5 protein-coding genes are annotated in these 13,064 nt (G+C 53.7%); all 5 read right to left on the reverse strand.

The window, feature by feature from the left end; translation table 11 throughout:
* Nucleotide 1: 1 nt before the first annotated feature.
* The 5 genes from AC0YNV_RS31210 to AC0YNV_RS31230 all read right to left on the reverse strand — a co-directional run bounded on the left by AC0YNV_RS31210 (nt 2) and on the right by AC0YNV_RS31230 (nt 12,636).
* Complete coding sequence (locus AC0YNV_RS31210; RefSeq protein ID WP_475771584.1) at nt 2-967, reverse strand: ABC transporter permease; 966 nt, start codon at nt 965-967, stop codon at nt 2-4.
* A 330-nt stretch (nt 968-1,297) separates the two neighbouring features.
* Nucleotides 1,298-2,140, reverse strand: coding sequence for an NAD-dependent epimerase/dehydratase family protein (locus tag AC0YNV_RS31215; protein ID WP_475771499.1), 843 nt, complete (start codon nt 2,138-2,140; stop codon nt 1,298-1,300).
* Between the two features lie 24 nt (nt 2,141-2,164).
* Complete coding sequence (locus AC0YNV_RS31220) at nt 2,165-3,388, reverse strand: enolase C-terminal domain-like protein (RefSeq protein WP_475771500.1); 1,224 nt, start codon at nt 3,386-3,388, stop codon at nt 2,165-2,167.
* 182 nt (nt 3,389-3,570) lie between these two features.
* Nucleotides 3,571-9,633: a glycosyl hydrolase family 28-related protein gene (locus tag AC0YNV_RS31225; RefSeq protein ID WP_475771501.1), complete on the reverse strand. Its 6,063-nt coding sequence runs from the start codon at nt 9,631-9,633 to the stop codon at nt 3,571-3,573.
* Between the two features lie 1,479 nt (nt 9,634-11,112).
* Nucleotides 11,113-12,636 carry a HEAT repeat domain-containing protein gene (locus tag AC0YNV_RS31230; protein ID WP_475771502.1) on the reverse strand — a complete coding sequence of 508 codons (1,524 nt, stop codon included), beginning with the start codon at nt 12,634-12,636 and terminating at the stop codon, nt 11,113-11,115.
* Nucleotides 12,637-13,064: the final 428 nt, after the last annotated feature.

Consider the following 13,064-nt stretch of genomic DNA (forward strand, 5'->3'; position numbering starts at 1 on the left):
TTTAGAAAATGGCTGAATCCTTATCTACTCTCCGCGCCGCATAGTTGCTTCCGATTACGAGTACAAAAGCCACCACCGATTGAATGAAGCCTGCCGCGGATGCCATGCCGATATCTCCGGATTTTCTCAGGCTGCGGTAAACCAGTGTATCTATGACATCCGTTGTCGGAAAGAGCAGCGACGCATCGCCAATCATGGCATAGAACATCCCGAAATCGGCGTTCATGATCCGCCCGACAGCAAGCAGGGTCAGGATAATCACCGTCGGCTTCAGCATCGGAATGCTGATGTAGCGGGTCTGCTGCCAGCGCGATGCGCCATCGATGGATGCGGCTTCGTAATAGGAATTGTCGATGCCCGACAGGGCTGCCAAATAAATAATCGTTCCATAGCCGGTCACCTTCCAGCGCAGCGTCATGGTTAGAATAAAGGGCCATAATCCCGCTTCGCTGTAAAAATCAATGGGAGTGAATCCCAACGATTCAATAATCCGGTTGACGGCCCCGCTCTCATAGTTGAGCAGATTGTATACGAACACCCCTACTACGATCCACGAAATGAAGAAAGGCAGGAAGGTGAGCGATTGCGTAACCCGCTTAAAATATTTGTTGCGCACTTCATTCAGCAGCAGCGCAAGTCCAATTTCGAACACGAGGCCGACCGCAATAAACAGCGCGTTGAGCAAAATCGTATTGCGGATTGCCCGGTAGGCCGCCGAGGAAGAAAACAGATAATCGAAATTATTAAACAAAGGGCTCGCCCAGTCGCTCCCGAATATCCCCTTGCTGAAATCAAAATTTTTGAAGGCGATGACAAGCCCTGCCAGCGGCAAATAGTTAAACAGGAACAGCAGGACGGCAACGGGCAGGAACATGAGCAGCAGAGCGCGGTTGTTTATCAAATCCCTGATCAGCCCTGAGCTTTTTTTTCTTAGCGGGCTGCCCGACGGCTTGGTTAGGGGGTTCATCATTTCTTCATCTCCTGTCTCTTGTTACTTCAATGATAGCGAATCGGGAAAAAGGGAACCATGAGTCAGAATTAAACTTTGTGGTTCAGATTTGGCTTGTTCCAAAGGGCGGGGAGAAGAAGAGCGGCTGCGCATTCAGAACCTTCTTTCGATGTGCGCAGGTGTTACAAGCGCGCCTGCCGCTTGTCACTGGTTGTCGCCGTCCTTCGGCGGCCGATAGGCGTGAAACTTATAAAATCTGCAGGGCAAACAAAAAAACTGCCCCACCACAAGGATGGGACAGCTACAAGCGATGTTTATATTGCTAAACACTTACAGGGTTAAAACCCTTTATTCCTCAATTTCCGTCCAGGAATGCTCGGCACGCCAGTTCAGCATGCGGCATGCCTGCTCATTGCTGACCAGTGCTTCCCTTGCCTCGAACCGCTTGCCCCGGATTTCAACCCCGGGATAAAACTCGGCTAACAGTCGCGCTGTTTCCCAGTCACTCAGCGTATCCGGGGCGGTAATATTGAGCGATGCCGAGCCGCAGTTTTCTGCCTGGAGGGAGGCCAGGCATGCCGCGGCGGCGTCGCGGATGTCGATATAGCTCCACAGAGTCCGTTTATGCCGCTCGGGAGTGCGGATACTCGCTTCCATCGCCCTGTATTCCTCCGGTCTTATGATCGTCGAGAACCGGAGCGACAGTACCTGCATTCCGTTCCTGCGGTTGAACATGTCTCCGGTCTGTTCGTTCACAACCTTGGACAAACCGTAGCATTCCTGCGGAAGCTGGGGGTGGCTCTCGTCCACCGGCACGTAGCGCGGATCAAAGGGCGCTGGTGCCCAAGCAAAACCATACGAGGATTCGCTGGAGCCAATAACCGCTTTTCTGATCCCAAGCACGGATGCCGCCTCCAGCACGTTATAGGTCGAAATAACATTATTGGAAAAAATATACTCATGCGTATAACTGACCGGAGCAGGAATGGCTGCCAGATGGATAAGCGCATCCGTGCCGGACATTCCTCCGATCACCTGCCCCAAATCCTTCAAATCCACTCTGATCTGCTTGCAGCGCAGCTTGTCGGAACGACGCTCATCCAGTGCGGTCACCTGATGTCCTTCTCTGAGCAGATGTTCCACAACCGCGTGCCCCAATTTTCCGCTTGCTCCCGTTACAGCAATATTCATTATTCCGATCACTCCTATGCTAAATTATGGGCGTACCAGTGTACCGTCTGCTTTTCGGTCCAGCTTGTAAGGCTTATGATAGGCCGTCCTGCTCCAATTATCCTGAAGCAGGCGGGCCGCCTTCTCTTCATCGATATCAATGCCCAGTCCGGGCTTGCCCGACTGATAGAGGAAGCCTCCTCTTCGTTCAATCAGCCCGGGGAAGGCTTCTCGCTCCGCTTCTTTAAAATGATTGATTTCCTGTATGCCAAAGTTCCATACCGCCATATCCAGGTGGACGGCTGCGGCCTGATTGACCGGATCGTTCTCTCCGCCTTCCTGCCAGGCCGTCCGGACGCCGAAGGTCTCGCATAATGCAGCGATCTTCCGGCAGGCGCTGATTCCCCCGGCCTTGGATACCCGCACGCGGATAAAATCAATCAGGCGCTCCTTGACGAGCTCCGTCCATTCCTGCGGATTGCTGAACAGCTCTCCGACTGCCTGCGGCGTCGAGCTTTGCTGCCTGAGCTGGCGGTACCAGCCGATCTGCTCGGGCGGCAGCACATCCTCAAGGAAGAACAACTGATAAGGCTCCAGTCGTTTGGACAGCTGTATCGCTGCGATCGGATGCAGATGCTCGTGCACATCATGTGTGAATTGAACGCCCATACCGAAGGTGAGACGCAGCTGCTCGAACATTTGCGGAATCGCATTCAGGTAAGCGGCTTCGTCAAAAACAGGGCCGCTGCTCCAGGGCTGCTCCGGACGGCGCACCCCCTCCCCATCCACGAATCCTCCGCCCCCATAAGAGCCAAGCTGGCAGCGGACAACCGAATACCCTTCCTCCAGATAGCGGTGAACCTCATCCTTCAGCTGCTGCAGATCGGATCCGCCTGCGTGGCCATAGCACGGGACGGCAGCCCTGCAGGCACCGCCGAGCAGTTGATAGACCGGGAGTCCGGCTTCTTTCCCTTTAATGTCCCACAGTGCCATATCGATGCCGCCAATCGCAGTTTGCAGGGTGCTGCCGTTTCTCCAGTACCCGCTTGTATACATGGTCTGCCAGATATCCTCGATCCGGGAAGCATCCCGGCCGACGAGCAATGGCCCGAGCAGCTGCTCGACGATCTGTACAACAGCCTCGGGATTGTACATGTCGCTTGCCGATCCAATCCCGTATAACCCTTCCTGATCGGTCAATACCTTGACAATCGTCCAGCTTCCGTCATGCCGGGTGCGGATACATTTCACTTGTGTGATTTTTGCCACTTGCGCTTCCTCCGTTTCCAGACTTTTTTAAACTTATAAAATTCGTATATTCGTATTGGCTCACATCTGCAGAATTCTATAAGTTCTGAAGGGAGAATCAGCTCCCGCCGCCAGAAGACTGCGGAAGCTGTTTCTTCTTGTGCTGTCTTCTTTTCGTTGTGCCTGCTTCTTTCCGAGATGCTTTACGGATTGATCAATGAATAGATCCGGTAGAGAAGCACAGCCGCTTCAGCGCGGTTCAGATTAGCCTTCGGATGAAGGGCGCCGCCGCTGCCTTCCACGATGCCCGCCTTCATTAAGGCGGCTATGCTTTCCCGTGAATATGCTGCTGCAGCGCCTGCATCCTTATAACCGGTCAAATCCGCTGCCTTGCCGGCCGCCAGCTTCAACTCGCTAAAGGCCAGCGCCCGGTTCAACAGAACCATCGCGTCTTCCCGGGTAATCGGCTTCAGCGGCTCGAAGCGGCCGCTGCCGGAACCAAGCGTAATCCCCAGCGCTTTGCCAATGCCCACTGCCTCATAATAATAGGCATCCGGCTTCACATCGGCGAAGCTGCCTGGCTCAGCAGCGGTAAGCTCAAGTGATTTGGTCAGAAGAACGAGGAAATCTGCTCTTGTGATGGAGAAACCCGGGGAATAACGATCAGCCGATATCCCTTCGACTATTCCCTTCGCTGCAAGCGCTTCAATCTCCTGCTTCGCCCATGGATAACGGGACAGATCCTTAAAGCTTTGCTGAACGTACGCGACGGCATAAGTGCTGAAATGTCCGGTTTTGAATACCATCTGACTGTTCTTGCTGTCATAATGACCATTCTGGACCGGCTCGGCTTCACCCTGCCCATTGATATACCATATAACAAGCTTGTCGGTATCATTCCTTTCTTCCGAAGTCGGCTCATAAGGAATTGACACGGTTACAGCCGTATCCGCACTGCTCCAGGCTAGCGGCTTACCGTCAACCTCCAGATGAATGTTCAGCAGCGGATGGGTCCCGATGCGGGCTTGAAGATCGCTGCTTAACGCGGTCACATCCGCCTTCTCCAGATAAATCACAATGGTATGGTCTTCGGCATCGAGCAGGGCGCCATCAAGCAGGGCGCCATCAAGCATGGTGCCGGGAAGCTCCAAGGTTCCCAGTGCAGTCGAGATAATCAGGTGCATGCTTAAGGTGTCTGCCCGCAGCAGATCAACCGGCAGCTCCACAGCATAGCCCTTGACATCCGCTTCATCCGTAAGCTTCAATTGAAGCCGCTTGATGCCGTCCTGATCCGCTGTCGCAAGCTCCAAAGCCTTGTCGAATACCTCCTGCTTTACCGCTGCCTTGGCGATGCCCGCTGCCAAGTCCATCTCCGCATCCGCCGTGATGACGACATCTCCCTGATCATCGAGCTCAACGACAGGCGGGGCTGCACTCGCCGGATATTGGGGCGATGATGGATACGGGTTGGTATCCGGATCCGTCCCTGGATCGGTTCCCGGATCTGTCCCTGGGTCTGTTCCCGGATCTGTCCCTGGGTCTGTTCCTGGGTCTGTTCCTGGGTCTGTTCCCGGATCTGGATTTATCCCCGCGCCAAGCTCCTCAAGCACCGATTTCAATCGGGTTTTAACCTCTCCTTCGGGCAGCGGGTTCACAAAGTTCGCCGCGGCATCCAGATGAGTAATATCCGGGTACTGGCGGACTTCTTCCACCGCAGCTTCCGCAGCTGCTTCTGCGATAGCCCAATAGCTGCCGCTCAACAGATACAAATCGCCGAACAGCGTCGCATCCTTGCTTGAGCCTATTCCCTGGTTGTATTCCATAAAGGCGTTTCTGCCCTCGGCGTCATTCTCGTTCATCAGCAGCGAGAATCCGATAGGAGCACCCGGGGTAAATACATAGTCAGGCGAATGCAGCGCTGCAAACGGAATCTTGATGTCATAAACGGTTGTTCCGTCCTCGCGTGTAATGGCCGCTTCGGCATCGTCCAAATCTCCCGTGTCCACACCGGATGGGGCTCTCCAGCGCCATTTCGTTACGGTTCCATCATTGTGGAGCGCAAAACCCAGTTCGTTCACGTTTTGGCTTGCTGTACCATCCTGTCTGGACAGGTCGATCCCCACCTGGATGCTGTCGCCCTGCCAGATATCCACACCCGTCCAGTTCTGATACTGACTGTCGTCACGGACACGGATTTTCATATACAGGTTGGATTCATCCCATTGCAGCTCGGCATGCGCGCTGAGATCATCCACCCCGTTCCAGCTGCCGCCCAAGCTGATATATTGATTGGCTCTGTCGATATCGACAGCCGGAAGCGTTCCCGCATCCCCGCCGCCGTCAGCAAGCGGGTAGGCAAGCGATTGACCCACTCCGGTTGTCACGACATAGGACATCCCATCATCCAGGGTTATTTTGAACTTGGCGTTATCACTGGCGAGGAAGGGCAGCTTGAAAGCCAAGCTCTCGCCATATCCAACGCCTTCGAAACGGACCGGATCCCACTTACTTGCAATTTGCACGGGCTCCATCAGCTCAATCCTGCCTTTCATCGGCTCCAGCTGGGAGACATTGCGGAAGGTAAGCGTATGGTTCAACTCTTCCGGATGAGCCGGGTCAACCGCCTTTTTGGATAATTCCAGCGCCACAGGCGTTAGATCCGTTCCGCTGACCTTTCCGCCTGAATGATCCTCCAGCTTGATTCCGCCCTGGAACAGGTTCGCGCCCTCACGGAGCGCCACAATGTCAGGACCGGCATAGATATGCGTCGATCCCGCCTGTTGAAAGTACGAATCGTATAATGTGATTTCTCCGCCCAGAGCATTGACGCCCCTTGCGCCGGAAACGGTGAAATTGCTCTGCTGCAGATTCACTTTTCCCGAGAGCGCGTCGACGGAGCGGGTCGTGTCGCCCCACATCGATGTATTGAAGAAAGTGGCCTCGGAGTCAAATCCTTCATCAACCGTGATATAGACCTTATCCGATGTGCTCATGGACACCAGCTCGGTATTGATGAATGTCAAGCCGCTGTCTCCCGCCGCCTCCACAAATACACCCTTCTTGCTTCCATCGGTGCCATGACCGAGAACAACAGCCTCGGGGCCGACCCCATCCTGCGCCACAAAATGAATGCCGTACTGGGAGCCGTAAACGAAGGTATTGAAAATCGTCTCCCCCTCTGTATGACCGATACGGAAAGCATCCAGATTCTCCTTCTGGTAATTCCAGACCACGTCCTGCTGCTCTCCCGGCACATGGTTGGGATAGGTGCTTCTGGAGTAATAATGGGGATTAAACTGCACGTTCCGCATGATTCCGCCGCTCGCCCCGCCACCCAGGTAAATGCCTTCCTTCAGTGGTGAACCGGCAACGTAGTCGATATAATGTCCGCTTGTGTCGTAGCTCCCGAAGTCAATGCCCTGATAAGGATTCACAAGCGTTGTGTTGATCGCATATACGTCGTGGCCTTTGCCCCGGATCGTCCAGGCGTAAGGCTTGACGCTGCTCCAGTCCTGCTCGTCGTAATAGACCGAGATTCCTCTGATACCGCTGCTGCTCTCAAGAGTGATGAAAGCATCTCCGTCCGGGGCGTTTTCGCCATAATTCGTGAAAATAACGCTGCCTCCACCGATCGTGTGATGAGGAACATCCCAGGATCCACGAAGCTCAACGCCGCTTGGAACGGTAAGGGCTTCATTAATCCGGTAAGTTCCGGCCGGAAAATAAACCGTTCCACCCGTGCCCGCCGCATCGGCTAACGCCTGCTTCACCGCTGCGGAAACATCGGCCATCCCCTGCTTGTCGGCATTATAGGGCGCTGCGGTCACGTCGAAGAGTGCGCTTGCCGCCGGTTTCGGCTGTACTGCAATATCCGTCTGAATATCAGCCGGCATGGTTTTCAGCTGAATGTTCCCATTCTGATGCACATTCAAATCGGCTGCATCGCTGTCATCCTTAATATCCAGCTCGCCCTCGTAACCGGAATTAAGGGTATTCACCTTTTCCACGTTTTTGCCTAAGGACAGATGGTGATCAGGCAGGCCAAATCCGGTTTGACCCAATATGACCGATCCAGCATCCGCTTTAATCGCATAGGCGCCTCCTGCATGATCCCAGTTCGCAATGGTACTGTTTTCGAAGGAAATTACGCCCGTTCCTTCATTAACTACCGCATTGCGGGGATTGCCGCCCACCGTCACCGTATTAAACTGGACGATGGAATGGAAGCCCGATGTGGCGTATATGGACATGGGGTTGTCGCCGGCATCGGCCAGAAACTCGCTGTTTGAGATCAGCAGCCCGTAATCGTTGACGCCTTCAATCTTGAGCGCCACGTTGCAGGAATCGATGTGAATGCCGTACAGCTGCGCGTTTGCCGTCTCCAGAGAGCCGGTTCGGGTCGTAATGCGCATGCCGGTCTGATAACCGGAAATATGAACATCGGACATATACTCCCAATCCGATCTGCCCATCACGATGCCTTCGGCATGCGTAGTCATGTAGGCAAGCAGCTCCGGTCTCGCAGGAGCGCCGGCCAGCCCGGAATTGGACCAGTAATCAGGCGACAGCCTGATCCCCTCCAGACGGCCGATATCAGTCGTATAATCCAGGAAAATACCGGTTTTCAGTGTCGTCCCGTACAGATTATGGATATAATGCAGCTCATTCCAGACCGGACCGATTTTGATCCCGTTATAGGAATTGACCAGCGTAACATTCTCCACTGTCGCATTATCGCCGGTCAACTGCTCGACGGTCCAGGGATAAGGCGTGATATCGTCCGCCGCCTGCTCCGGATACCAGATGGACAGGTTCGTAACCCCGCTGGACTGCTCAAGCTGGATGAAGCTTCTTCCATTCTCTTCGCCTCGGCCGCTGTATGCGTCCAGAACGGTTCCTTCCACTCCATCGGAAGAATCGGGGTTAGCCCAATCCCCGCGCAGGGTCACTCCTGTCGGCACAAGCAGATTTCCCGTGATTTTGTAATGGCCGGCCGGTGCAAAAACAACTCCGCCTCCGTCATTGCGGGCCGCGTCAAGCGCGCTTTCGAAGGCTGCCGTGTCATCGGTCACGCCGTCGCCTTTTGCGCCGAAGTCCGTCACCTCATAATTCGCGATTACAATATCCTTCGTATCGTATTGGGTATCGATGACCTTGGTCTGGCTTCCCACGCTCACCCGCGGCTCCTTGGTCACCTTAACCGAAGCAATGGACAGATCCGGATTGCCGGGCACGGTTCCCGCACCCTCCACGCCGATGCGAAAATCGGTGCCGTTTGCCCGATTGGCGAATTTGGCATCGCTTAATTTGACCGTATAGCTTTTCCATTGATTAGTATCCGTGTACGTGAACAGCGGCGCGTCCTTGAAAGCCGCCGTAATCGCATCATACTGCAGCACGATGCTGCCGTTGCCTTTATCCAAATATTCAATCGTCACAAAAACATTCTGATCCTGATTGTCAAAGAGATACTCATCCGAGACATTCATGTAGAAATACAGAGTGCCGGGACTAGGCGCGGCCTTATTCGTTTTCCAGTAGCCTTTGCCCGCTATTTCTCCCGTTTGCAGCCCTTCCGGGTAATCGCCCGCATTTGCCGTTATGCCGTTTGTTACAGGCACCTCGCCAAGCGTTATCCCAACGCTGTTGTCCGGCTCAGGCGGGTTTTTGGGAGTCTTGGTCACATTGACGGAGGCTACCTTCAGATCCGCATTGGTGCTGGCGGAGGCTCCGCCTCCTTCAATGCCCAGCCGGAAATCGGCACCGTTGGTCCGGTTAGCGAACCTGGCATCCGTCAGATCAAACGTATGCGTCCTCCATGTCTTGGTATCCGTGTACGTAAACAGCGGCGCATCCTTGAAGGCTGCGGATTCCGCATCGTATTGCAGAACCATCTTGCCGCTGCCTTCGTCAAAATATTCCACCGTTACCTGGACGTTTTGATCGTTAGTATCATGCAAATATGTATCGTCCACATCCATGTAAAAATAATGAGTGCCAGGCGCTGCTGCCAGCTTGTCGGTCTGCCAATAGGTGATTCCGGTGACGGTACCTGTTCGCAGGCCATCCGGATTGTCGCCGGCCCAGGCATGAATTCCGCTCTCAGTCACTGTTTCCCCGAGCGTTATACCCGCATGGTCAGGCGGAGCATCCGCATGCACTGCTGACTGGACGGGGATTCCGCCCGCTATCATCAGCAGAATAAGAATTCGCGCCAGCATCGTCTTCGCAGACAGCCGGGCCATGCGTCTGAAGCTGTTTGTCATCTCATCTTCCTCCTTCGTTTTCAACTCCCTTCCATTATAAGGATTGTTTGAAAGCGTAAACATAAGACGTTCCTAAACTATGCAGTCCGTTCTTGGCTTTGTTACGTTATGGAGCGGATATCTGGAGTAAAAAAGAACGATAGGGCCTCTCCTGTATCTGCATTACAGGCTCGATCTGCCAAGGATTCCGGGTTCCTGCAGCTTCCACCCGTCCATAATGAGCGGATACACTAGTAACACATGGTTACATTTTTGCCGCGCGTTACCACAAATCACCCTGTCTGATTGGTATGGGAGATGAAGCAGACTGTATTCGAAAGGAGAACATGTGCGAAGCAGACCATCCGGCATTTAGCCAAGTTAACGATGAGGAATAAGTGAAGGGCCAGTAGTGCAGCAAGGTTATTGCTGTTTACAGCACGGAACCCCCGGCTGCAACGCGTGTACGAAGGTTTTTCCTTGCTGGAGCTGCTTTTGGGTCCCGGCACGAGCCGAAGTCATAGTGCAGCAAGGTTTTTACTGTTTACAGGGCCGGAACCCCCGGCTGCACCGCGTGTACGAAGGTTTTTCCTTGTTGGAGCCGCTTTTGGGTCCCGGCACGAGCCAAAGTTATACTGCAGCAAGGTTTTGGCTGTTTACAGCACGGAAACCCCCGGCTGCACAGCGTGTACGAAGGTTTTTCCTTACTGGGGCTGCTTTTGGGTCCCGGCACGAGCCGAAGTTATCATGCAGCAAGGTTTTTACTGTTTACAGCACCGAAACCCCGGCTGCACAGCGTGTACGAAGGTTTTGCCTTGCTGGAGCCGCTTTTGGGTCCCGGCACAAGCCGAAGTTATCATGCAGCAAGGTTTTTACTGTTTACAGCACCGAAACCCCCGGCTGCACCGTGCGTACGAAGGTTTTTCCTTGCTGGAGCCGCTTTTGGGTCCCGGCACAAGCCGAAGTTATCATGCAGCAAGGTTTTTACTGTTTACAGCACCGAACCCCCCGGCTGCACCGTGCGTACCTTGCTGGAGCCAACGGTTGTAGCGTATGAGCGCATCCACTTATCAAAAGCAGCTTGATAACAAAGCTCTTGGGAAAGAAGCGGCCCTAAACCGCCATTTCTATTGCTGGATGAAAGGCTGTCATTTAGAGCCAACATAAAAATCTTAAAGTGTATACTGCTCTTCACAAGCAATCGCAATCGATACACCGCAGGCAATTAATTGATAAGTTTGGTCTTCGTTTGGTCTTCGTTTGCAGGAGCCAGAAGAAGATCAAACGGTAATCGTTTGAAGTAGCGGCCCAAAAATATTTCAACACAGCATACAGGTGGAATTTTCATATGGAAGGAACATATCGCAAGATACAAAAAGGCTGCCAAGAACATCGCTCTTGACAGCCTTTCCGAAAACCGGGTATTCATATAAGTGGTATCCCGGCCATTTGTCGTGTGCGCGATCTATGGCGTACGACAGCGGTCAGTCATGATTGTTGTTACGGGTACCACTCGTTTTGCGGGGAAGAGATGGCGCACCAGCGAGTGGCGAGCAAATAATCGAGCAGGACATCCGTCGCTTCCGGCGTTCCGATGCGCCGCAGCGCTTCGGCCGCATGGCCGCGCACATACCGGCTGTCGTCGTCAAGGGCATGAACCAGCTGCGGAATAGCCGGCTCCGCCTGCGGCCCTTTCTTGGCGAGCGATAACCCGGCCCAGAACCGAACCTGATGGTCCTCGTCGCCGAGTGCTTCAATCAATGCGGCGGTAACCGCCCCGCTCTTCTCTGTCACTGACAGATTGCCCAGTACCTCAACGGCTGTGCGGCGGATAACGGCAGAGTCATTTTTCGTCAAGCCGATGACCGCTTCCGCTGCCTGATCTCCGGAGACGCCTAACTCACCCAGCGCAAAAGCTGCAAGATTCACGGTCAGCTCCTTCCCGTCGTCCAGAAGGCGAATCAAACCTTCCGCTGCCGACGGCCCCGATGCGCTCAGCGCATAAGCAGCCGCTTCGGCAATCTTCTTGTCCTCGTTCTTAATGGCATCAAGCAGAATGGCTGTTCCGGCTGTGCCATCTGCAGCAAGACCGTAAGCAGCATTCAGGCGGACAGGTTCATAGCTGTCCTGCAGAGCGGCTTCCAGCAACCGCCGAACGCGGCCGGCATCCACATCCGCATGCAGACCCAGCTGGTTTGCGGCTTCCGCTCTGAGGCGCCGGTCCTCATTCCCAAGCTGCTTCTCAAGCTCATTCAGATCCGCACTCGAGCTGTCGCTCTTGCGCCCTGACAGGTAACCGCCTTTACCGGCCAGCCAGTTCCAGTTGTTTTCCCACAGCAGATCATGCCGGTCCATTGGAATATCAAATTCAGCAGGCGCATGCCACTCCGTATCCGCACAATCCCAGGTAGGAGCAGTGGGAGCCTCCGTGCGCATAAACTCGAACTTCAGCATATAACGCTGTTGTCCCATCATATTGGCGTTGGAGCGATGCCAGATATCGTAATGAATCAGGGCAAAGGTGCCTGCGCTACCGCTTGCTTTGCCTTCCCACTCGTTATCGTCATTCTCAAAAATCCGGCTCTCATGATACTGCGTGCCCGGCATGACGCCGGTCGGCCCCAGCTCAAGCGGCGTATCCTGCGGGAAATACATAATCATGGCCCACCAAGGCTTGTGATTGCGCAGTCTTTTATAACCCCAGTAGCTGTCTTTATGCCAGTTGCCGGGAACCGGATTTTTGTTCAAATGGCCGTAACGGTGCGTGTGCATCATATAGTTCGCTCCCAGAACACTGGTCAATGCGCCTTTGATCACCGGACTGTCAAAAACAACCTGCAGCTCTCTGATGCGCGGAAGCAAATTATTGCCGGGATTGCCTTCCTTCTCGTAAACATAATCCAGCTGGCCCAACAAACGCGAATGAAATTCGTCGGAGAAATCGGTTTTCAGGATCAAGAAGCCCTGTGAGATAAATGTTTTCATCTGCTCGTCGTTTAATAGTTGAAGCGCTTTCTGTTCCATGGGTCACCTTCGCTTTTCATTAAAGTTGGTTCCCTTCTCTCCTTGCCGGGAACGATGTCCTCATTATACAGCGGAGGCAAATAACATAATATGAACGTTACTATGATGCATTTGCACAATACTTAGATTAGAGAAGCTTTCCGCTTCCTTTTGAATACAAGATTTCTCCGTTACATTCACCAACCACCTATTGTCTTGCCAATGCCATCAAGGAACAAGCGAGATGCTGTTCCATAAGGGCATCAGCGAGAGAAGCTAACCCCCTCATACAAGCCAGCCAGGCGGAATTGATTGCGGCTCTGTGATTGTGCGGAGATAGCTCATATAAGCAAAGACGCCTCCAGCACCACTTTGCAGGTGGAGGCGGAGGCGTCTTATTATAAGAAAACTCCTATCATGTGCGTCAGAAAGCCAGAAAATAGCTTTGA

The organism is Paenibacillus sp. JT31N11, assembly GCF_056269285.1.

Excerpts from the sequence above, each read along its gene's own strand:
- AC0YNV_RS31225 (WP_475771501.1), bottom strand. The coding sequence starts at position 9,633 with ATGACAAACAGCTTCAGACGCATGGCCCGGCTGTCTGCGAAGACGATG.
- AC0YNV_RS31215 (WP_475771499.1), bottom strand. The coding sequence starts at position 2,140 with ATGAATATTGCTGTAACGGGAGCAAGCGGAAAATTGGGGCACGCGGTT.
- AC0YNV_RS31210 (WP_475771584.1), bottom strand. The coding sequence starts at position 967 with ATGAACCCCCTAACCAAGCCGTCGGGCAGCCCGCTAAGAAAAAAAAGC.
- AC0YNV_RS31230 (WP_475771502.1), bottom strand. The coding sequence starts at position 12,636 with ATGGAACAGAAAGCGCTTCAACTATTAAACGACGAGCAGATGAAAACA.